This is a genomic window from Chitiniphilus shinanonensis DSM 23277 (genome assembly GCF_000374805.1).
Lineage (GTDB): Bacteria > Pseudomonadota > Gammaproteobacteria > Burkholderiales > Chitinibacteraceae > Chitiniphilus > Chitiniphilus shinanonensis.
The window spans coordinates 30,747-50,284 of the sequence record NZ_KB895354.1 but is presented as its reverse complement, the minus strand read 5'-3'; the positions used below and the strand labels follow the sequence as shown (position 1 = coordinate 50,284).

The following is a 19,538-nucleotide window of genomic DNA, read 5'->3' as shown; positions in this document are numbered from 1 at the left end:
CCTGACTTTACCGGTACGATTACCAGTAAAGTTGGAGGCAGAATTTGCACGTATCCGAGATAGCTTTCGAGACCGGCATCCCCAAGGTTCAACAGATCGCCGACCGGCTGGCCAAGGCCATCGCCGACGGCACCTTGCCCCCGGGCACCAAGCTGCCGTCGCTGCGCGAGTTGACGCAGACGCTGGGGGTAAGCAAGTTCACCGTGATCGACGCGCTGGACCGCCTGCGCGGCCGCAACCTGATCGTGTCGCGCCAGGGGCGCGGCTATTTCGTCGCCGCGCGCGGGCCCAGCGGCCCGGCCGGCGCGCTCAACGACCTGCTGCCGCAGGACTTTCTCAGCGTGCTGCGGCGCATGCTGATCTCGCCGGGCGACGAGTTGCGTCCCGGCTGCGGCTTCCTGCCCGAGTCGTGGCTCGATTCGGACGCGCTGCGGCAGGCGATGCGGCAGACGGTGCGCGCGCCACTGCTGCGGCTGGCCGAATACGGCGTCGCCAGCGGCTACCTGCCGCTGCGCCAGGCGTTGCAGGAGAAGCTGGCCTGCCAGGGGCTGGTGGTGCCGGCCGAGCAGATCGTCACCACCGCCAACACCATGCAGGCGGTGGACATGCTGCTGCGGCTGCTGCTCAGCCCGGGCGACACCGTATTGCTGGACGACCCCTGTTATTTCAATTTCCACAGCAATCTCACGCTGCACGGAGCGCGGGTGGTGACCGTGGCGCGCGGGCCGGAGGGACCGGATCTGGCCGCGTTGGAGCAGATGCTCCACACGCACCGGCCCTGCGTGTACCTGACCTCGGGGCTGCTGCACAACCCGACCGGGCGCTCGTTCCTGCCGGCGCAGGCGTTCCGTCTGCTGCAACTGGCGCGGCAATACGGCTGCCACGTGATCGAGGACGATCTCTACGGCGACCTGCACGACAAGCCGCCGCCACGCCTGGCGGCGCTGGCCGGGGTGGAACAGGTGAGCTACGTCTCGGGGTTCTCCAAGATACTCACCGCCAACGCGCGGGTGAGCTATGTCGCGGCGTCGCCGCGCCTGGCCGCCGCGCTGACCCACCTGAAGCTGATGAGCGGCGGCGTGACCTGCGAGCTGTTGGAACAGATCGTCTACCGCATGCTGGTGGACGGCAGCTACGGTCGGCACTGCAAACGCATCGTGCACCGTCTGCTGGAGTCGGGCGGGCGCGTGGCGCAATGGCTGCTGGCGGCCGGCTGTACCCTGCCGTTCGCTGGCGAAGGCGGTATGTTCCACTGGGCGCGCCTGCCCGACGGCATCGACAGCGAAGCGCTGGCGCGCGCGGGCCTGCGACACGGCCTGGTGCTGGCGCCCGGCAGCCTGCTCAGCCGCGCGCCCGATGCGCGTCGCTTCATGCGCTTCAACGTGGCCTACAGCGACGACGACACGGTGCGGCAGCACCTGCTGCGCGCGCTGGACGACATGGCGTAGCGGGATTCGGCAATCGAGCGGGGTTACGCAGGACCGAGGGTTGTTTTGTCGCCGCCGACCGGCGGATTCATGATGATGGCATCATGTCGGACGAGCTAAACCAACATTGACAGGGGTGGATGCCAACGGGAAACCGGGGCGCCATCCGAGTTCGATCCGGGCGCGCGGCGCAAAGGCAGACTACCCATGAGCAAAACCATCACCTTCGACCAGGCCTTCGACCGGCTGATCGGCCATGAAGGCGGCTATGTGAACAACCCCAAGGACCCGGGCGGCGAAACCAACTGGGGCGTGACCAAGCGGGTGGCCGTGGAGAACGGCTATACCGGCCCGATGAAGGCGCTGAGCCGCGAACAGGCCAAGCGCATCTACAAGACGGCCTACTGGGACAAGGCCAAGTGCGAACGACTGCCGGGCGCCATCGCCTTCCAATTGTTCGACGCCGCGGTCAACCATGGCATCTCGAATGGCACGCGCTTTCTGCAACGCGCGGTGGGCGTGGCCGACGACGGCATCATCGGCAGTAAGACCATGGACGCGATCCGCGCGCTGAGCCCTTCGGACGTGGTGCTGCGCTTCAACACCGAACGGCTGACGTTCTACACCCAGCTATCCACCTTCCAGACCTTCGGCAAGGGCTGGGTCAACCGGGTTGCCGCCAACCTGAAATACGGCGCCGACGACGCCTGAGTGGGTCGAGCCGCGGGAAGGGCGGGGTGCGTGTCCGGCGGCTGGATTGCGCCCGTTTGGGGGCGATTCGCATAGCACGGGCGGAAGCCCGTGGCTGTGCCCGCGCCCGGCGCACCTGCATTGCAAGCCCAAGGCATTCCGGTGATGTGTTTTTCTGATCGGGCGCAAACCATTGGCGTTCAGTTCGCGAACGCACTGCGCATGCAGACTTTTCCAATATTCACGTTTTTCGCCGGCCGGAACACTGGCCTGGCGAGTTGACGGCCCCCTCGCATCCACTCGATCGCGTTGGCGCGATCGCGGTGTTTTTGTCTTCGCGGGCCTGGAAAGGAATGCACATGGTCTGGTTAATCGGTCCCAAACTGCGGCTGGCGATCGGCATGGCCACCACGGCCCTGGCGGCCGGCCTGCTCAGCGCCGCGCCCATCCTGTTTCCCGCCAGCGGCGGTCGGGGCGTGATCTGGGAGTCTTTCGTCTTCGCCGTCCTGGTGGTGGTGGCTTTCGCCGCGCTGTGCTCGGTGCTGTTCGACCTGGCCGTGCCGGTGTATGCCAAGGTGCCGGTGCGCGACGACGATCTGCCATACAGCCATCGCGACCCCGACAGGCCGTAACCGGCCTGGCGCTACGCCACGATGCAACCCCCGCGGCCTGACGGTTGTGGGGGTTTTTGTGTTGGAGGCGCCTTGGAAGGAGGCGGGGAGCCAGAACGCAGACCGGACAAGTCGAGCCGCCTCCTGGCAATCGCCGGAGGCGGAGCAAGCCATGAAAAAGCCCCGGAAACCTGGGTTTCTCGGGGCTTGTGAGACAGGATGGGACATCCTGTGACTGCTTGTCTGGTGGAGCCGGCGGGAGTCGAACCCGCGTCCGAAAGTCCTCCACGAAGAGTTCTACATGCTTAGCCTGGTCAACTGGGTTTTAACCTGGTGCACGCCGACCGGCAGGCTTGCAACAGGCGAGTGACCTTGGATTTAACCCCCAGCCAAGTCACCCGGCCGGGAGCGATCTGATGTGAAATGACGCTGCTGCGGGTTTTACCCCGCCCGACCCATCAGAAGATCGGTGCAGCGTCCGGCTGGTTAAGCAGCCAGAGCGTAAGTTTCGTCGTTTGCGACTATTACGATTCAGCGTTTTACGGGGTGACTGAGATCCCGGCATGCCCTCATCCGCTTTGCAACCCCCGTCGAAACCATGGCGGCCCCAGATGAAGCTTCATTGTACCCCCGAATGGCCTCGCGTGGCGACAGCAGGCCGGGATCAGTTCAGGCCGTAGCGGGCGCGCAGGCGCTTCAGCGTGCCGTTGGCTTCCAGGCGGCGGATCGCCGCGTCGACGGTGCGCAGGTCGGCTTCGCTCACGCTGGCCTTGCTCAGCATCAGGTGCACCGGCGCCTGGTTGGGAACGAAGCCCAACTGCTTCACCGGCGTGCGCACCACGCGCTGCGCCTCGTAGACGATGGCGCCGACGTCGCCGAGGATCAGGTCGGCCCGGTTGGCCTTGAGCATGCGGATGCCCTGGTCGAAGGTCTCGAAGTGCTGGACCAGGCCGCTGGCCTTCATGTCGGCCAGATAGCGCCCGTAGTCGTCGCCGTACCAGCCGCTATTGGGCGCGAGCAGGCCGATGCGCCGGGACAGCACGTCGCTGAAGGAGCGGATGCCGGCGAAGCGGGCCGCGTCGTCGGCGCGGGCGAACAGGCCGATGGTCTCGGGGCGATAGGCGACGGTGAACCAGCTGTAGCGCTGGCGTTCCGGCGTGGGCGACGCGGCGAACAGCACGTCGAGCTGGCCTTCCTTGTGCATCAGGTGCCGTCGTTGGCGCGGGATGTCCTGGTGAAAGACCAGGGTGCAGCCGGCCTCGCGGAAGATCGCCTGCAGCAGCTCGATGTCGAGTCCGGCTGGCCTGCCCTGGGCATCGATCTGCGAGTAGGGTGGCCAATCCTCGACGGCGACGCTCATCGGTTTGCTGCAGGCGGACCAGGCGAGGGTGGGCAGGGCGCAGGCGAGGAGGAATGCGGCAATTGTTTTCATGATGAGGCCACTTGTTTTATGCCAAGGGTATCTTGAACTTTTCCCAATTTGTCGTCGATGGTGGCGAGTGTCGTGTTGCGGGGGCGTACCAGCAACAGAGTTGCAGATGGAGGGGAAGTTCTCGTCGTGTCCCGGAAGCGATGGTTCTTGGTGGTGGTGGTGTCGTGGGCGGACGGTGGCTGGCGGGCGCTCGTATCCGCCAAGCGCTTGTGTCTTCAGGCGAGCCTTCCGGCCTGGGGGCCGGGTGTCAGTCCTGCTGGGCGTCGGCCCACCGCACCACCCAGTCGGGCAGCGGTGGCGATGGCGTGGTGTGCCCGGCCAGCGCCAGCAGTTCCGCCGAGGATACCGAGCCGCCGCTGCGTCGCAGGAAGCGCACCCGGATGACGGCCGAGGCGGCGGTTTCGCCGTTGGCGACGAAGCGTTGCGCCAGGAACGCCGATTTGTCGTCCCAGCCGATCACCTCGGTGTGGATGTCGAACGGCTGGAACAAGGTCAGCGCGCGGCGAAAGCGCATGCTGGCCAGCGTCACCACCGGAAACCAGCCGGCGGCCTTGACGCGTTGGGCCAGCCCGCTGCGCAGCATCAGGTCGGTGCGCGCCAGATCCAGCAGAGTGAAATAGCGGCCGTTGTTCACGTGGCGGTACAGGTCCAGGTCGTTGGGCCAGACGCGCAGGCGGGTGACGCATGGGCCGAGCAGCGAGCAGGGTGGGCGGCGGCGGGCGGTGAGCAATAGCCAGATCAGGCGCAAGTACAGGTTCAAGGCAATCGCCAGCGTCGGGGGATGAGGATTATCGTTATCCTGTTTGCTTGCCGATGCGTCAAATTCTCATTTTGGAGGCCCCATGTTCCGAACGATTCTGCTGCGCCGGGAAGACGGCTGTTTCGACGCGCGCGTGACCGAGCTGGACGAGGTGGCGTTGCCCGAAGGCGACGTGCTGCTGGGGGTGCATTACTCCACGCTCAACTACAAGGACGCGCTGGCCATCGCCGACCGTGGCCCGGTGGTGCGCGCCTGGCCGATGGTGCCGGGGGTGGACGGCGCCGGCGAGGTGCTCGAATCGAACCATCCCGAGTTTCGCCCCGGCGACCTGGTGGTGCTCAACGGCTGGGGCGTCGGCGAACTGCACTGGGGCTGCCTGGCGCAGAAGGCGCGGCTGAAGGGCGACTGGCTGGTGAAGCTGCCGCAGGGCTTCACCACCCGACAGGCGATGGCGGTGGGCACCGCCGGCTATACCGCGATGCTGTGCGTGCAGGCGCTGGAACAACACGGCGTGACGCCGGTGGACGGCCCCGTGCTGGTCACCGGCGCCACCGGCGGCGTCGGCTCGGTCGCGGTCATGCTGCTGGCGGGCCTGGGCTACGAAGTGGTGGCGCTTACCGGCAAGGCCGATGCCGGCGCCTACCTGCAGATCCTGGGCGCGCGCGAGGTACTGGAGCGCGCCGAATTCGGCGTACCCGGCAAGCCGTTGCAGAAGGAGCGCTGGGCGGCGGTGATCGACACCGCCGGCAGCCATACGCTGGCCAATGCCTGCGCCCAGGTGCGTTACGGCGGAGCGGTGGCGGCGTGCGGTCTGGCACAGGGCATGGATTTTCCGGCCACGGTGGCGCCATTCATCCTGCGCGGCGTGACGTTGTACGGTATCGACAGCGTCTACGCGCCGCTGGCGCGCCGCCGTCAGGCGTGGCAACGGCTGGGGCGGGATCTGGATGTGGCCGGGTTGGAGCAGATCGTGACCGAGATCGGCCTGGCTCAGGCGCTGGCGGCGGCGCAGGACATCATGGCCGGGCGCCACCGCGGGCGTTTCGTGGTCGATGTGAACCGCTAGCGCGATTCGGTTTTCCCCACGAACTGGGGCGTGAGCCGGTCGCGCCCGGACCGGATTACTTGGGCAGGTGCAGCAGCAGGTCCAGCGGGTGGTCGATGCCGACGTCGGCGCCCCAGGAGAGCGGCAGGTCGGTGCTGGCGATGTAGCCCCAGTTGGCCAGCACGGTCTTCATGCCGACCGCGCGGCCGGCGGCGATGTCGCGCTCGGCGTCCCCCACGTACCAGCAGCGCTCCGGCGCCACGCCCAGGGTTTCGGCGGCGTAACGCATCGGGCGCGGGTCGGGCTTGGCGACGCCGACGGTATCGGCCGATACCACCACGCCGGGCGCGGTGGGCCAGGTCAGGCGCAGCACCAGTGGATCGGTGAAGCGCATCGGCTTGTTGGTGACGATGCCCCATGGCAGGCCGCGCTGGGCCAATGCCTCGATCAGCGGGGCGATGCCGTCGAACAGCCGGGTCTCGTCGCACAGGTGGGTTTCGTAGTGGGCGAGGAAGCGCTCGCGCAACCGCTCGAAGTCCGGGTGCTCCGGCGTGATGCCGTAACCCAGCCCGAGCAGGCCGCGCACGCCGTGACTGGCCAGCGGGCGGATGGCGGCGTAAGGCTGCGGCGGCAGGCCCTCTTCCAGCAACATGCGGTTGAGCGCGCCGCCCAGGTCGGCGGCGGTATCGGCCAGCGTGCCGTCCAGATCGAAGAGAACTGCTTGAACCATGACTGCTTGATCCCGTGGAAAACGAAGGCGGCGGCCGCGCGGCGGCCTTGGGGCGGTCAATCCGGCTTGCGGCAGGCCACCAGGTAGTTCACGTCGGTATCGCCGCCCAGGGTGTAGGCGCGGCTCACCGGGTTGTAGTGCAGGCCGCTCAGGCCCTGGGTGTCGAGCCCGGCGGTGCGCGTCATGCGCGACAGTTCGGACGGCTTGAGGAAGCGCGCGTAGTCGTGGGTGCCGCGCGGCAGCATGCCCAGCACGTATTCGGCGCCCAGCACCGCCAGCAGGTAGCTCTTGGCGTTGCGGTTCAGGGTGGAGAAGAACACCCAGCCGCCGGGCCGGGCCAGCCGGGCGCAGGCGGCGACCACGCTGGCGGGCGAGGGCACGTGTTCCAGCATCTCCAGGCAGGTGACCACGTCGAAGCTTTCAGGTGCTTCCTCGGCCAGCGCCTCGACGGCCACGTGGCGGTACTGCACGTTGCCCTGACCGGTTTCGATCAGATGCAGCCTGGCGATCTTCAGCGACTTCTCGGCCAGGTCGATGCCGGTGACCTGGGCGCCGCGCTGCGCCATGCCTTCGGAGAGGATGCCGCCGCCGCAGCCCACGTCCAGCGCCTGGACGCCGGTCAGCGGTGCGTATTGTTCGATGAAATCCAGCCGTAGCGGGTTGATGTCGTGCAGCGGCTTGAATTCGCTTTCCTTGTCCCACCATTTGTGGGCGAGCGCGGAAAACTTGGCGATTTCCGCCGCGTCGGCGTTGAGCACGGGTTCGGTCATATCAATGGGCTCTCAGGCGGAGATGCGGCTTTGCCAGCGGCGGGCGCGCGCTTGCGCGTCGGCCAGATCCAGGCTCAGGTGGCGGTGTGCGGCGTAGACATTGCGGCCGGCGATCCACACATGGCTGACCTGGTTGCGGTCGGCCGCGTAGACGAGATGCGAGACGGGATCGTAGCACGGCTGCGTGCCGGCGGCGGACAGGTCGACCGCGATCACGTCGGCCTGCTTGCCGGGCCGCAGGCTGCCGATGCGGTCGTCCCAGCCCAGGGCGCGCGCGCCGTTGAGCGTGGCCATTTCCAGCGCCTGCCAGGCCGGCAGCGCCTCCGGGTTGCCGCTGGCGCCCTTGGCCAGCAGCGCGGCCAGCCGCAGTTCTGCGAAAAGGTCGAGCTTGTTGTTGCTGGCGGCGCCGTCGGTGCCGATGCCGACATTGATGCCGGCGGCCAGTTGATCGGCGATGCGGGCGAAGCCGGATGATAACTTCAGGTTGGAGGCCGGATTGTGCGACACGTGCACGCCGTGGCGCGCCAGCAGAGCGATCTCCTCGTCGGTGGTGTGCACCATGTGCGCCGCGATCAGGTGATTGCCCAGCAGGCCCAGGCCGGCCAGCCGCGCCAATGGGCGTACGCCGTGCTGCTTGAGGCTGCCGGCGATTTCGTCCTGGGTTTCGTGGATATGGCAATGGATGCCGATCTGCAATTCGTCCGCCAGCGTGATCACGCGGCGGAAGGTGTCGTCGCTCACGGTATATGGCGCGTGCGGCGCTAGGGTGAAGCCGACCAGGTTCTCGCCGCGGAATTCGTCGATGCATTCCAGCGCGCGGCGGATATAGCCATCGGCATTGGCGGCGTAGGCATTGGGGAATTCCAGGATCGAGCAGCCGACCATCATGCGGAATTCGCTGGACAACGCCGCACGCGCCACCGCGCCGTGATGGAAATACATGTCGTTGGCGCAGGTGGTGCCGCCGGCGATCATTTCGGCGATGGCCAGCAGCGTGCCGTCGAAGACGAATTCGTCCGAGACGTGCTTGCCTTCGGCGGGCCAGATGTGGTCGTTCAGCCAGGTCATCAGCGCCAGGTCGTCGCCGTAGCCGCGCAGCAGCGTCATCGCCGAATGCGCGTGCAGGTTGATCAGGCCGGGCAGCAGGGCGTGCTCGGGCAGGCGGGTGACTTCGGCTTCGGGATAACGGGCGAGGGCGGCGGGGGCGGGGAGCAGATCGACGATGCGTTCGCCGTCGATGACCAGGGCGTGGTCGGTCAGGACGCCGCGGGGTTCGATGGCGATCAGCCAACGAGGCAGGAGAAGATGCATGGGCTGGCCCGCAATGGGAAAGCCACGATTATACAAAAACAAAAAGCCGACCTTTCGGTCGGCTTTTTGGATTCGCGATGCCTGGAATTACTTGGCAGCGGAAGCGGCGGAAGCAGCCGGGGCCGAAGCCGGGGCGGAAGCAACCGGAGCCGAAGCGGCCGGAGCGGAGGCTTCAACCGGAGCCGAAGCTTCAACCGGAGCGGAAGCAGCCGGAGCTTCTTCCTTCTTGCCGCAAGCGGACAGGGCAACGGCCAGCAGGGCAGCGACGAGCAGAGATTGTTTCATTTTGAAAATACCTTTTTGAGCTGATGGGTAGTAAACCAATTCGGCCGACGATTCGCTCTGCTGCCTTGCGGCTTATTAGCTGTCATCGACAACACGGGGCGAATTCTAGCGACAATTGCGAAGCAAACCAAAGGTTGGAAGGCTACGCCGTGTAACGGTCTGCAACCTGTGCCCAGACTGGTGTTGACGGTGATCGGCGATACGGTGCGTTACATGGCATGTGATTGATGAAGCACGCTTTTTCCGTGCGTATTCCTTTGGGTTTCCGGTGGCCCTTTTCAGGCCAGGTCAATTGCGCCGATGGCAAATTTGCCCAAATGGCGGATAGGGTCGGTCCCCGATGCCGCCGCCGGGCACTTGGCCGTAACATTCCCGGCATTCATACAGGGAGTCGACATGGAAAAAGTAGTGCGCCTCGGTCTGATCGGCTGCGGAGTCGCCGCGCGCGAACTGCACTGGCCGGCGCTGTGCCAGGTGGGCGACGCGCTGCAACTGGTGGCCGTGTGCAATCGCTCCGCCGACAAGGCCCAGGCGATGGCGGCGCTGGCCGGCGGCATCGATTGGTATAACGACTGGCAATCACTGCTGGCGCGCGAGGATATCGACGCCGTCGACATCGTGCTGCCGGCCACGCTCAATCTCGAAGCCACCCGCGCCGCGCTCGCCGCCGGCAAGCACGTGCTGGTGGAAAAGCCGCTCGCCACCGACGCCGACGAAGCGCGGGCGATGCTGGCGCTGGCCGCCGCCCACCCCGAGCGGGTGACCTTCGTCGCCGAGAATTTCCGCCACGCCTGGTTCGTGCGCCGGCTGCGCCAGTGGCTGGCGGAAGAGGACACCGGCCGCCCCTACGCGCTGCACTGGCACGCGATGGACACCATGACGCACGACAACCGCTACATCGTCAGCGGCTGGCGCGGCAGCCAGGCGTTTCCCGGCGGCCTGCTGCTGGATGCCGGCGTGCACTACGTGGCGGTGGTGCGCGCCTTGCTGGGCGAGGTGGTCGAGGCGTCGATCGACGTGTCGAGCGTCGATCCGTTCCTGGGCCGCTACGATGGCGGCAGCCTCGCGCTGCTGACCGAGCACGGCGCCCACGCGTCGCTGAACCTGTACTTCTCGACCGCCGGCCATCAGGAGTGGCGGATGGTGCTGCTGGCCGAGCGCGGCAGCGCCGAGTTCGACGGCGCCACGCTGACCTTGCGCCACGGCGATGGGCGGGTGCTGCGCGAAACCAGGCCGGACGACCAGGGTTATGCCGCGGAATTCCGCGCTTTCGCCGCGGCGATCCGCGCCGGCAAGGGCGGGTCGGATTTCGCCGAGGGCTGGCGCGACATGCGGGTGATCTGCCAGACGCTGGCGCAACCGGGCACGCGGGTGCGCCTGGGCGACTGAGTCGCAAACCGGCATCCAAAGAAAAACGGCCCATGTGGGCCGTTTTTCTTTGCCGTGGCAGGTGCCCCAGGGTGAATCGTCCTTTGCACCCGCGTTTGAAGGTCGATTCACCCTAAACGCGATAACGGCTGATGGTCTGTTCCATCTCGCGCGCCAACTGCTGCAAGTGCTCGGCCGCGCGCGAGGTATCGCTGGCGGCGGCGCTGTTTTCCTCGGACATGCGGGCGATGGTTTCCACCACCTGCGCGATACTGTTGCTGGCCACGCTCTGCTCGCGGATCGCCTCGGTGATGTCGGCCACGCGCCCCACCACGTCGCCGGCGCTGCCGCGGATGCGGCGGATCGCTTCGCCGGCGGCGCGCGCCTCGCCGACGCCTTCCTCCACCTGCGCCACCGCGTTCTGCATCCGGCCGACCGCCATGTCGGCGCCTTCCTGGATCGAGGTGATGGTGGCGGAGATCTCCTGCGTGGACGACGAGGTGCGCTCCGCCAGCTTGCGTACTTCGTCGGCCACCACGGCGAAGCCGCGACCCTGCTCGCCGGCGCGGGCCGCCTCGATGGCGGCGTTCAGCGCCAGCAGGTTGGTCTGGTCGGCGATCTCCTTGATCACGTTGACCACGGCCGACACATTGGCGCTCTTGTTCTGCAATTGCACGATCTCGTCGGCCGCGCCGCGCACGGTGTCGGCGATGCCGTCGATCTTGGCCACGGTCGATTCGATCACCTGGCCGCCGTCCTGCGCCAGCTGGCCGGATTGGCGCGACAGCTCGTCGGCCTCGCCGGAACGGTCGGCCACATGGTTGATGCTGACGGTGACTTCCTCCACCGTCGCCGCCATGTTGGACGACGCCTCGCTGGCCTGGTGCGCGGTGCGGGTCAGGCCGGTGGCGGTGTGCGACAGCTGGCTGGCCGAGGCGGAGACATCGGCGATGCGATGGCCCATCTCGCGCAGGCTGTCCTGCATGCGGTCGATCAGCGTGTTGAAGGCGGTGACGGTCTGGCCGATCTCGTCCTGGCTGGTGACCGGGGCGCGGCGGGTGAAATCCAGCGTGCTGCCGATCTCGGTCACGGTGCGCTGCATTTCGGCGAGCGGACGGCGGATGGCGCGGATCAGCAGCGTGCCGATCACCGCCAGCAGCAGCACCGCCACCACCAGCATGGTTGCGAACTGGGCCATGGCGCTGCGTTGTTCGGCGTCCACTTCGGCGCGGTAGGTATTGGCGAGATTCAGCTTGTAGTTCACCAGCGCCTGCAGGGCCTGCTCGGTGGCGATGGCCGTGTCGCGGGTGGCGGTCAACGCGGCGGCGACGTCGCCGAAGTCCTCGGCGGTCTGCAGCACCTCGGCGGACGACTTGTCGAAAGCGGCCAGGTGCGGTTGCAGCTTCTGGTACAGCTCGCGGTCGGCGGGGTCGACGATCGACGTTTCGTACTCCGATACCTGCTTGGCCAGTTCCTTTTCCTGGTCCTTCAGGCGCGCGATCAGCTTGGTGCGCAGATCGCCGTCGAACGACGAGCCGATCTGGTACAGCACCAGTTGCTGCACCTTGAAGGCGTTGTTGATGCGGTAGACGGTTTCCAGCCCGGCCACCGCTTCGTTGCCCAGCCGGGTGACCTGATGTTCCATCCGGCTGAACTTGATGAAGGCAACGGCACCGACCACCACCAGGGACAGGATGGCAATACCGATCAATAGGAGAAGTCTCTGGCTTATCTTCATGGCGCGTTTTCCTTGATTCAAATCACGCACACTGCGCTCCATGGCACTTTACCTTACATTCGCATCCGCTAATACTCAATGATTTCCCTGAGGTTGCCGAACGGTAGGTTTTGAAAATTTCCCTGTGCTTTCTTGATTATTTCTTTGTGGAAATTATTCGAGGCCCACCCAGCGAATGGCCCTCCTGTGGTCAATCGGGGCTGGCGCGCCGGTCGCTGTGGCGCCAGCACTCGGGGTGGTGATCGTCCACCATGCCGGCCGCCTGCATCAGCGCGTAGCAGATGGTGGGGCCGACGAACTTGAAGCCGCGCTGGCTCAGCGCCTTGGACATCGCCTGCGATTCGGCGGTCTGTGCCGGGGTTTCGCCGGGGCCCCAGCGATTGACGCGGGGGACGTCGCCGACGAACGACCACAGCAGCGCGGCCAGATCCTCGCCGCGCTCCCGCATCGCCAGGTAGGCGCGGGCGTTGGCGATGAAGGCCGCCACCTTGGCGCGGTTACGGACGATGCCGGGGTCGGCCAGCAGTTCGGCCACCTTGGCGTCGTCGTATTGGGCCATGCGCGCCGCATCGAAGCGGTCGAAGGCGCGGCGGTAGTGCTCGCGCTTGCGCAGCACGGTGATCCACGACAGCCCCGCCTGCGCGCCTTCCAGGCACAGCAGTTCGAACAGCCGGTCGGCGTCGCGGCAGGGCACGCCCCATTCCTCGTCGTGATAGGCGACGTACAGCGGATCGTCGCCGCACCAGGCGCAGCGCTTCATACCTGATACCTCGCCACGTCGTGCTGCATGGTGCCTGCCAACTGGTTGAGCCGCTGGGCCGAGGCGGCGCTGGCGCCGGCGGTGCCGCTGGTCTGCTCCGACATCTGCGCGATGCGTTCCACCTGCTGCGCGATGGCGGTGCTGGCGGTGCCTTGTTCGCGGATGGCGTTGCTGATCTCGGTCACGTACGCCACCACCTCCGATGAGGCGGCGCGGATCTGGCGGATCGCGTCGCCGGCCTGGCGTGCTTGATCGACGCCGTGTCCCACCTGGGCCACCACCTGTTCCATCGCGCCGACCGCGCGCTCGGCGCCGTCCTGGATGGTGCCGACGGTCTGGGTGATCTCCTGGGTGGATTGCGCGGTGCGCTCGGCCAGTTTGCGTACCTCGTCGGCCACCACGGCGAAGCCGCGCCCCTGCTCGCCGGCGCGCGCCGCCTCGATGGCGGCGTTCAGGGCCAGCAGGTTGGTCTGGTCGGCGATCTCCTTGATCACCACCAGCACCGCCTTGATGTCCGCACTGCGGGTACGCAGTTCGGCCAGTTCGTCGGCGGCGGTGCGTACGGTGCCGGCGATGCCGTCGATCTCGCGGATGGTGGCTTCGATGATCTCGCCGCCCTGGCTGGCCAGCTGGCCCGACTGCTTGGAGCGCTGGTCGGCCTCCTGAGCGCGCTCGGCCACGTGGTTGATGCTGACGGTCATCTGCTCGACGCTGGCCGCCATGTTGGAGGCGGAATCGCTGGCCACGTCGGCGGCGGAGGCCAGTTCGCGCGCGCTGCCGGCCATCTCGGTGGACGAGCCCGCCAGCTCGCCGCTGCTGTCGCGCACCCGGCGCAGGGTCTGGTGCATGGCCTCGATCAGACGGTTGAAGCTGCCGACCATGCGTCCGATCTCGTCCTGCGCCCGGGCGGGCACGCGCCGGGTGAAATCCAGCCGGCTTTCGATTTCGCCGATCGCGGTCATCGCTTCCAGCAGCGGCAGGCGGATGGCGCGCACGATCAGCCAGCCCAGCGCCGACAGCAGCACGATGAAGCCCAGCACGATCACCAGGAAGGTGATCTCGGCGTTCACCGCGGTGCGCGTGGCCTGCTCCCTGGCCTGCTGCGCCAGGCGGGTGTTCTCGGTCACCAGCTTGTCCAAGGTCTGGTCGGCCGCGCGGTAGGCCATGTAGCTCTCGTCCAGCGCCACGCGTGCGCCGTCGGCATCGCCCTGGTTGGCCAGTTGCCGCACCGCGTTGAACTTCGGCTGGTAGGCGCCGATCTGTGTCTTCAGCTGATCGTAGAGCTGCTGGTCCTCGGGGCTGTTGATCTCTTGGGCGTACCGGGCCAGCGCGCTGTCGAAGTTGCGTTGTTCCTCGGTGATCTCGTTGTCCAGCTCGCGGTTGCGCTCGGGCGTGGTGGCCTGCAACTGCACCATGATCTTGGAGCGCAACTCCTTGTAGCTCTTGTCGATGCTGCTGATGATCAGCACGCTTTCCAGCGATTCGTCGTTGATGCGTTCGACCACGCCTTCGATCTGCTTGATCTGGTAGATGCCGATACCGCCGGCCAGCAACAGGGCGACGATGGATAGCGCGATCAACAGCCACAGGCGTTGCACGATGCTCATGGGAAGAAGCTCCGCAGGTTGCGAGGGGGTGGGCAATGTAACCCATCGCCCACCGTTTCGGGTGGGGTAGGGTGGGGTCATTCAGCGTAAGTGGTATTTATGTTATTGGCATTTTCGGCCAATGAATCGGCCATTCCCACTATATGAAATTTTGATTTGGTATTGAGCTATATCAAGTATCGTTCTATAGTTTCAGAAATTTTTGAAACTTCATGAACGACAAGATGGAACTCACGCCGCTGACCGAACGTTTCGTGCTGCATTTCGGGGAAATGGGCAGCCGCTGGGGCGTCAACCGCACCGTGGGCCAGATCTACGCGCTGCTGTTCATCGCCCCCGAACCGCTGAATGCCGACGAGATTGCCGAGACGCTGGGTTTTTCGCGTTCCAACGTCAGCATGGGCATGAAGGAACTGATGTCCTGGCGCCTGGCCCGGCTGCTGCATCGGCCGGGCGACCGCCGCGAATACTTCGAGGCGCCCAAGGACATCTGGGAGATCTTCCGCACCCTGGCCGAGGAAAAGCGCAAACGCGAAATCGAGCCCACGCTGTCGATGCTGCGCGATGCGCTGCTGGAAATCCCCCAGACCGACAACGAGCGCCATGCCCAGGCCCGCATGCGCGAGATGCACGAGCTGATCGAGATGGCCACCGTCTGGTTCGACGAGGTGCAGCGCCTGTCGCCCGAGACGCTGGAGGGCCTGATGCGGCTCGGCGCCAAGGTGCAGAAGGTGCTGGGCTTTACCGACAAGCTGCGCGGCAAGGATTGATCGCATGCGCCCCGGCATCCTGAAGACCGGCCTGCCCCTCTGGGCCGAGATCACCCTGATCCTGGCGCTCAAGGCGCTGCTGCTGTGGGGCGCCAAGCAGTTGTGGTTCTCGCAGCCGCTGACGCGCACCTACCAGATGACCGTGCCGCAGGACGCCATCGACCAGCGCCTGATCGGCCCTGGCGACCCGATAACCCCCGAGACGAAGCGACCATCGGACGCCCCCCGCGTCTGAGTCGTTTCGCCCCAACAACCGCCTTTCACCCCCGGCGTCGCCGATCCGGCGCCGGGCGAAGGCACCCATGGAGACCAGCCATGTTACCCGTCGCCGACGTGGTGGAGCTGTCACGCCTGCAATTCGGCCTGACCGCGATGTTCCACTTTCTTTTCGTGCCTCTCACCCTGGGGCTGTCCTGGATCCTGGTGATCTGCGAATCGGTCTACGTGATGACCGGGCAGCAGGTCTACAAGGACATGACCCGCTTCTGGGGCAAGCTCTTCGGCATCAACTTCGCGATGGGCGTCACCACCGGCATGACGCTGGAGTTCCAGTTCGGCACCAACTGGGCCTATTACGCGCACTACGTCGGCGACATCTTCGGCACGCCGCTGGCCATCGAAGGGATGATGGCATTCTTCCTCGAATCCACTTTCGTCGGCCTGTTCTTCTTCGGCTGGAACCGCCTGTCCAAGGTGCAGCACCTGGTGGTCACCTTCCTGGTGGCGCTCGGTTCCAACCTGTCGGCGCTGTGGATCCTGATCGCCAACGGCTGGATGCAGAACCCGGTGGGCGCCGAGTTCAACTACCAGACCATGCGCATGGAGCTGACCAGCATCACCGACGTGATCTTCAACCCGGTGGCGCAGGTGAAGTTCGTCCACACCCTGGCCGCCGGTTACGTGGCCGCCGCCATGTTCGTGCTCGGCGTGTCGGCGTGGTACCTGCTGCGGGCCCGCGATACCGGCTTCGCCATCCGCTCGTTCGCGGTGGCGGCGGGCTTTGGCCTGGCGTCGGTCTGTTCGGTGATCGTGCTCGGTGACGAATCGGGCTACGCCACCGGCGAAGTGCAGAAGGTGAAGCTAGCCGCCATCGAGGCCGAGTGGGACACCCATCCCGCCCCGGCGGCGATCACCGTGTTCGGCCTGCCCAACCAGGCGGAGCAGCGCACCGACTACGCCGTGCGCATTCCCTACGCACTGGGCCTGATCGCCACCCGCTCCACCGACAAGCAGATCACCGGCATCAAGGACCTGGTGCGCGAGCACGAGGCACGCATCCGCAACGGCATGCTGGCCTACGAGGCACTGGTCAAGCTGCGCGCCGGCGACGGCAGCGAGGACGTGAAGCGCCAGTTCGAGCGCCACCAGGCCGACCTCGGCTTCGGCCTGCTGTTGAAGAAGTACACCCCCAACGTGGTCGACGCCACGCCGGCGCAGATCGCCGCCGCCGCGCAGGACACCATCCCGCGCGTGGCGCCGCTGTTCTGGAGCTTCCGCGTGATGGTGGGCCTGGGGCTGTTGTTCCTGTTCATCTTCGGCGCCTCGTTCTGGTTCCTGGCGCGTCGCAACCTGGCGCCGCAGCGCTGGCTGCTGCGGCTGGCGGTGATCTCCATCCCGCTGCCGTGGGTGGCGATCATGACCGGCTGGTTCGTCGCCGAGTACGGCCGGCAGCCGTGGAGCATCTCCGGCGTGCTGCCCACCTTCCTGTCGGCGTCGTCGATCGAGCCGGGACAGGTGTGGTTCAGCCTGATCGGCCTGATGACCATCTACGTGCTGCTGTTCGCCATCGAGATGTACCTGATGCTCAAGTACATCCGGCTGGGCCCGTCCAGCCTGCATACCGGACGGTATTTCCGCGAGACCGGCACGCCGGCCCATTCCGCCAACGCATCCTGATCGGGCAAGGGGAACGCAATGATCGACTACGAAACACTCAAACTGATCTGGTGGGGCCTGATGGTGCTGCTGATGCTGGGCTTCGCGCTCACCGGCGGCTGGGACCTGGGCGTGGCCACACTGCTGCCCTGGGTGGGGCACAACGACGAGGAGCGGCGCGTGGCGATCAACGCCATCGGCCCCACCTGGGAGGGCAACCAGACCTGGCTGATCACCTTCGGCGCCGCGCTGTTCGCCGCCTGGCCGCTGGTCTACGCGGCGGCGTTCTCGGTGCTGTACGTGGCGCTGATCTTCACCCTGTTCGCGCTGTTCCTGCGCCCGGTGGGCTTCGACTACCGCAGCAAGCTGGACGACCCGCGCTGGCGTAACGGCTGGGACTGGGGCCTGTTCGTCGGCGGCGTGTTCCCCGCGCTGGTGTTCGGCGTGGCCATCGGCAACCTGTTCCTGGGCCTGCCTTTCGCCTACGACGACACCCTGCGCGTGACCTACCACGGCGGCTTCCTCGACCTGTTCAGCGGCTTCACCATCGGCACCGGCCTGCTGGCGGTGGCGATGCTCACCTTGCACGGCGGCGCCTACCTGTACCTGCGCACCGACGCCGCGGTGGCCGAGCGCGCGCGCCGCGCCACCCTGGTCGCCGGGCTGGTCACCGCCGCGCTGTTCGCGGTGCTGGGCTTCTGGCTGGCCCGGCTGCCGGGCTACCAGGTGGTCGCCATCGGCGACGTGAACGGGGTGCTGACCCCCACGCAGAAGCAGGTGGCGCGCGACGTCGGCCTGTGGTTCGCCAACTACCACGCGTGGCCGCGACTGTGGCTGCTGCCGGCGGTGGGCCTGGGGGGCGCGGTGCTGACCAGCGTGGCCGCCGCATTGCGCTGGCGCTGGCTGGGGCTGGCCGGCTCGTCGCTGGCGGTGATCGGCATCATCGTCAGCGCCGGGGCCGCGCTGTTCCCCTTCGTGCTGCCGTCGAGCATCGACGCCGTGGCCAGCCTGACCGCCTGGGATGCCGTCTCCAGCCATCGCACCCTCGGCCTGATGCTGGGCGTGGTGGCGATCTTCATCCCGGTGATCGCGCTCTACACCAGCTGGGTCTACCGCGTGATGCGCGGCACCGTGACGGTGGAGCAGATCCGCCGCGAGACGCATACCAGCTATTGAGCGCGCCGGCCGCCCGCGCGGCCGCGACACCTGAATGCGACGCCGCCCAGGTGGGCGGCAATAGGAGATTCGACGATGTGGTACTTCACCTGGATCCTGGGCATCGGCCTGGCGCTGGCCTTCGGCATCATCAACGTGCTGTGGCTGGAGAGCCATTACGCCTTCGGCGTGCGCACCGCCGACGAAACCCAGGAGCGTTTCGAGCGCTACCGCGCCAAGCGACGGAGCAAGCGCCGCGCCGGACAATAGCCGTTACTCACGCTTGTACCGCTGGTTGTCAGTGCAAGCGTACGGCCACCCCTCGGGCCTTTCGAGCGAAGCCGCGCCGATTGTTGCGCCGCAGCAGATTTGCGCGGCAAAGCAAGGCGCGGCTTCGCGTTATGTCGTTGGGTTGGGTGGCCGGACAGCCGGGTGGGATGCGCCGATGGTCCATCCAATGCCATTTGCCTAGGCCCTGCCGGGGGGCTGAGTTACATTAAATAACAAATCAATTATTTCTTTTCAGAGGAGCCCATCATGCAGCCGTATGCCCCTGTCCCCCTGAGCAAAGCAACCACCTTGCTCAATCATGGTCCGGTGACATTGGTCAGCAGCGCGCATGGCGGCGCCCGCAATGTCATGGCCGCCTCGTGGGCCATGCCGCTGGATTTCACCCCGCCCAAGGTGGCGGTGGTGATCGACTCGCGCACCCTGACCCGCAAGCTGGTGGAAGGCTCCGGCGAATTCGTGCTGAACATCCCGGCGCGCGGCCTGGCCGAAGCCACCCTGGCGGTCGGTTCGCGGTCCGGCGAGGAAGGCGACAAGTTCAGCGAACTGGGCCTGCGCACTTTCCAGGGCGAGCAGGTGGCGGCGCCGCTGCTCGAAGGCTGCGTGGCGTGGCTGGAGTGCCGCGTATTGCCCGAGCCGCACAACCAGCAGCGCTACGATCTGTTCCTGGCCGAGGTGATCGCCGCCTGGGCCGATCCGCGCGTGTTCGCCAACGGCCGCTGGCGTTTCGAGGACGGTGCGCTGCGCACGATGCACTACGTGGCGGGTGGCGACTTCTTCGCCACCGGCGAATCGTTCAAGGTGAGCGACGCCATCGATTGAGCGGCGTGGCGCATGCCAAGGCGGGCTTCGGCCCGCCTTTTTGTCGGGCGCGAGCGCGCCGCGCAACGACCCTGGCAAGAAGCGCGAAACGTCC

20 protein-coding genes and 1 other RNA gene are annotated in these 19,538 nt (G+C 66.5%); 12 read left to right on the top strand and 9 right to left on the bottom strand.

The window, feature by feature from the left end; all coding sequences use genetic code 11:
* The first annotated feature begins 44 nt into the window (after positions 1 to 44).
* From C556_RS0116485 to C556_RS0116475, 3 genes are all read left to right on the top strand, one after another.
* Positions 45 to 1,448, top strand: a complete 1,404-nt coding sequence (locus C556_RS0116485) for an aminotransferase-like domain-containing protein (RefSeq protein ID WP_018749353.1) — start codon at positions 45 to 47, stop codon at positions 1,446 to 1,448.
* 186 nt (positions 1,449 to 1,634) lie between these two features.
* Positions 1,635 to 2,138 carry a glycoside hydrolase family 108 protein gene (locus tag C556_RS0116480; protein ID WP_018749352.1) on the top strand — a complete coding sequence of 168 codons (504 nt, stop codon included), beginning with the start codon at positions 1,635 to 1,637 and terminating at the stop codon, positions 2,136 to 2,138.
* A gap of 338 nt (positions 2,139 to 2,476) precedes the next feature.
* Complete coding sequence (locus C556_RS0116475) at positions 2,477 to 2,749, top strand: hypothetical protein (protein ID WP_018749351.1); 273 nt, start codon at positions 2,477 to 2,479, stop codon at positions 2,747 to 2,749.
* Positions 2,750 to 2,972: 223 nt separating this feature from the next.
* Here the strand turns inward: C556_RS0116475 and ssrA are convergent.
* The 3 genes from ssrA to C556_RS0116465 all read right to left on the bottom strand — a co-directional run bounded on the left by ssrA (position 2,973) and on the right by C556_RS0116465 (position 4,920).
* Positions 2,973 to 3,337, bottom strand: a transfer-messenger RNA (tmRNA) gene (ssrA, locus tag C556_RS22485).
* 55 nt (positions 3,338 to 3,392) lie between these two features.
* Positions 3,393 to 4,160, bottom strand: coding sequence for a substrate-binding periplasmic protein (locus C556_RS0116470; protein ID WP_040431372.1), 768 nt, complete (start codon positions 4,158 to 4,160; stop codon positions 3,393 to 3,395).
* Between the two features lie 247 nt (positions 4,161 to 4,407).
* Positions 4,408 to 4,920, bottom strand: a complete 513-nt coding sequence (locus C556_RS0116465) for an acyl-CoA thioesterase (protein WP_018749349.1) — start codon at positions 4,918 to 4,920, stop codon at positions 4,408 to 4,410.
* Positions 4,921 to 5,002: 82 nt separating this feature from the next.
* Here C556_RS0116465 and acuI point away from each other — a divergent pair, with 82 nt between their 5' ends.
* Complete coding sequence (gene acuI, locus C556_RS0116460) at positions 5,003 to 5,986, top strand: acrylyl-CoA reductase (NADPH) (RefSeq protein ID WP_018749348.1); 984 nt, start codon at positions 5,003 to 5,005, stop codon at positions 5,984 to 5,986.
* A gap of 55 nt (positions 5,987 to 6,041) precedes the next feature.
* Here acuI and C556_RS0116455 read toward each other — a convergent pair whose 3' ends face one another.
* From C556_RS0116455 to C556_RS0116445, 3 genes are read right to left on the bottom strand one after another with little or no spacing between them, the layout of a single operon-like run.
* On the bottom strand, positions 6,042 to 6,695 hold the full coding sequence (locus C556_RS0116455) for an HAD family hydrolase (protein ID WP_018749347.1): 654 nt from the start codon (positions 6,693 to 6,695) through the stop codon (positions 6,042 to 6,044).
* A 56-nt stretch (positions 6,696 to 6,751) separates the two neighbouring features.
* Positions 6,752 to 7,465, bottom strand: a complete 714-nt coding sequence (gene ubiG, locus C556_RS0116450; protein WP_018749346.1) for a bifunctional 2-polyprenyl-6-hydroxyphenol methylase/3-demethylubiquinol 3-O-methyltransferase UbiG — start codon at positions 7,463 to 7,465, stop codon at positions 6,752 to 6,754.
* Positions 7,466 to 7,477: 12 nt separating this feature from the next.
* Positions 7,478 to 8,776 (bottom strand): TRZ/ATZ family hydrolase, encoded by a 1,299-nt coding sequence (locus tag C556_RS0116445; RefSeq protein WP_018749345.1) that lies wholly within the window; start codon positions 8,774 to 8,776, stop codon positions 7,478 to 7,480.
* Between C556_RS0116445 and C556_RS23205 the strand changes: the two genes are divergently transcribed.
* Together C556_RS23205 and C556_RS0116440 are read left to right on the top strand one after the other, a co-directional pair.
* Entirely contained in the window at positions 8,775 to 9,080 is a 306-nt protein-coding gene (locus C556_RS23205; RefSeq protein ID WP_157236230.1) for a hypothetical protein, read from the top strand. The two genes, C556_RS0116445 and C556_RS23205, sit on opposite strands and share 2 nt — an antisense overlap.
* A gap of 377 nt (positions 9,081 to 9,457) precedes the next feature.
* Positions 9,458 to 10,450 (top strand): Gfo/Idh/MocA family protein, encoded by a 993-nt coding sequence (locus tag C556_RS0116440; protein WP_169338635.1) that lies wholly within the window; start codon positions 9,458 to 9,460, stop codon positions 10,448 to 10,450.
* A gap of 112 nt (positions 10,451 to 10,562) precedes the next feature.
* Here C556_RS0116440 and C556_RS0116435 read toward each other — a convergent pair whose 3' ends face one another.
* From C556_RS0116435 to C556_RS20835, 3 genes are all read right to left on the bottom strand, one after another.
* Positions 10,563 to 12,167 (bottom strand): methyl-accepting chemotaxis protein, encoded by a 1,605-nt coding sequence (locus C556_RS0116435; protein WP_026263159.1) that lies wholly within the window; start codon positions 12,165 to 12,167, stop codon positions 10,563 to 10,565.
* A gap of 190 nt (positions 12,168 to 12,357) precedes the next feature.
* Positions 12,358 to 12,927 (bottom strand): DNA-3-methyladenine glycosylase I, encoded by a 570-nt coding sequence (locus C556_RS0116430; RefSeq protein ID WP_018749342.1) that lies wholly within the window; start codon positions 12,925 to 12,927, stop codon positions 12,358 to 12,360.
* The gene (locus tag C556_RS20835) at positions 12,924 to 14,534 is read right to left on the bottom strand and encodes a methyl-accepting chemotaxis protein (protein ID WP_018749341.1); all 1,611 of its coding nucleotides are present in this window, start codon (positions 14,532 to 14,534) and stop codon (positions 12,924 to 12,926) included. The genes C556_RS0116430 and C556_RS20835 overlap by 4 nt, the downstream gene beginning before the upstream one ends.
* A 212-nt stretch (positions 14,535 to 14,746) precedes the next feature.
* On the opposite strand from C556_RS20835, the gene C556_RS0116420 reads away from it, so the two are divergent.
* From C556_RS0116420 to C556_RS0116395, 6 genes are all read left to right on the top strand, one after another.
* On the top strand, positions 14,747 to 15,304 hold the full coding sequence (locus C556_RS0116420; RefSeq protein ID WP_018749340.1) for a GbsR/MarR family transcriptional regulator: 558 nt from the start codon (positions 14,747 to 14,749) through the stop codon (positions 15,302 to 15,304).
* A 4-nt stretch (positions 15,305 to 15,308) separates the two neighbouring features.
* Positions 15,309 to 15,539, top strand: coding sequence for a hypothetical protein (locus C556_RS0116415; RefSeq protein WP_018749339.1), 231 nt, complete (start codon positions 15,309 to 15,311; stop codon positions 15,537 to 15,539).
* 80 nt (positions 15,540 to 15,619) lie between these two features.
* Positions 15,620 to 17,200: a cytochrome ubiquinol oxidase subunit I gene (locus C556_RS0116410; protein WP_018749338.1), complete on the top strand. Its 1,581-nt coding sequence runs from the start codon at positions 15,620 to 15,622 to the stop codon at positions 17,198 to 17,200.
* 18 nt (positions 17,201 to 17,218) lie between these two features.
* Positions 17,219 to 18,355: a cytochrome d ubiquinol oxidase subunit II gene (gene cydB / locus C556_RS0116405; protein WP_018749337.1), complete on the top strand. Its 1,137-nt coding sequence runs from the start codon at positions 17,219 to 17,221 to the stop codon at positions 18,353 to 18,355.
* 75 nt (positions 18,356 to 18,430) lie between these two features.
* Complete coding sequence (gene cydX, locus C556_RS24295; RefSeq protein WP_018749336.1) at positions 18,431 to 18,604, top strand: cytochrome bd-I oxidase subunit CydX; 174 nt, start codon at positions 18,431 to 18,433, stop codon at positions 18,602 to 18,604.
* Positions 18,605 to 18,871: 267 nt separating this feature from the next.
* The gene (locus tag C556_RS0116395; RefSeq protein ID WP_040431369.1) at positions 18,872 to 19,444 is read left to right on the top strand and encodes a flavin reductase family protein; all 573 of its coding nucleotides are present in this window, start codon (positions 18,872 to 18,874) and stop codon (positions 19,442 to 19,444) included.
* Positions 19,445 to 19,538 lie beyond the last annotated feature (94 nt).

What these genes read in the sequence shown, in the direction of transcription:
- C556_RS20835 (WP_018749341.1), bottom strand. Translation starts at nt 14,534, where the DNA reads ATGAGCATCGTGCAACGCCTGTGGCTGTTGATCGCGCTATCCATCGTC.
- C556_RS0116480 (WP_018749352.1), top strand. Translation starts at nt 1,635, where the DNA reads ATGAGCAAAACCATCACCTTCGACCAGGCCTTCGACCGGCTGATCGGC.
- C556_RS0116435 (WP_026263159.1), bottom strand. Translation starts at nt 12,167, where the DNA reads ATGAAGATAAGCCAGAGACTTCTCCTATTGATCGGTATTGCCATCCTG.
- acuI (WP_018749348.1), top strand. Translation starts at nt 5,003, where the DNA reads ATGTTCCGAACGATTCTGCTGCGCCGGGAAGACGGCTGTTTCGACGCG.
- cydB (WP_018749337.1), top strand. Translation starts at nt 17,219, where the DNA reads ATGATCGACTACGAAACACTCAAACTGATCTGGTGGGGCCTGATGGTG.
- C556_RS0116410 (WP_018749338.1), top strand. Translation starts at nt 15,620, where the DNA reads ATGTTACCCGTCGCCGACGTGGTGGAGCTGTCACGCCTGCAATTCGGC.
- ubiG (WP_018749346.1), bottom strand. Translation starts at nt 7,465, where the DNA reads ATGACCGAACCCGTGCTCAACGCCGACGCGGCGGAAATCGCCAAGTTT.
- C556_RS0116445 (WP_018749345.1), bottom strand. Translation starts at nt 8,776, where the DNA reads ATGCATCTTCTCCTGCCTCGTTGGCTGATCGCCATCGAACCCCGCGGC.
- C556_RS0116440 (WP_169338635.1), top strand. Translation starts at nt 9,458, where the DNA reads ATGGAAAAAGTAGTGCGCCTCGGTCTGATCGGCTGCGGAGTCGCCGCG.
- C556_RS0116475 (WP_018749351.1), top strand. Translation starts at nt 2,477, where the DNA reads ATGGTCTGGTTAATCGGTCCCAAACTGCGGCTGGCGATCGGCATGGCC.
- C556_RS0116455 (WP_018749347.1), bottom strand. Translation starts at nt 6,695, where the DNA reads ATGGTTCAAGCAGTTCTCTTCGATCTGGACGGCACGCTGGCCGATACC.
- C556_RS0116415 (WP_018749339.1), top strand. Translation starts at nt 15,309, where the DNA reads ATGCGCCCCGGCATCCTGAAGACCGGCCTGCCCCTCTGGGCCGAGATC.
- C556_RS0116430 (WP_018749342.1), bottom strand. Translation starts at nt 12,927, where the DNA reads ATGAAGCGCTGCGCCTGGTGCGGCGACGATCCGCTGTACGTCGCCTAT.
- C556_RS23205 (WP_157236230.1), top strand. Translation starts at nt 8,775, where the DNA reads ATGGGCTGGCCCGCAATGGGAAAGCCACGATTATACAAAAACAAAAAG.
- C556_RS0116470 (WP_040431372.1), bottom strand. Translation starts at nt 4,160, where the DNA reads ATGAAAACAATTGCCGCATTCCTCCTCGCCTGCGCCCTGCCCACCCTC.
- C556_RS0116395 (WP_040431369.1), top strand. Translation starts at nt 18,872, where the DNA reads ATGCAGCCGTATGCCCCTGTCCCCCTGAGCAAAGCAACCACCTTGCTC.
- cydX (WP_018749336.1), top strand. Translation starts at nt 18,431, where the DNA reads ATGTGGTACTTCACCTGGATCCTGGGCATCGGCCTGGCGCTGGCCTTC.
- C556_RS0116420 (WP_018749340.1), top strand. Translation starts at nt 14,747, where the DNA reads ATGAACGACAAGATGGAACTCACGCCGCTGACCGAACGTTTCGTGCTG.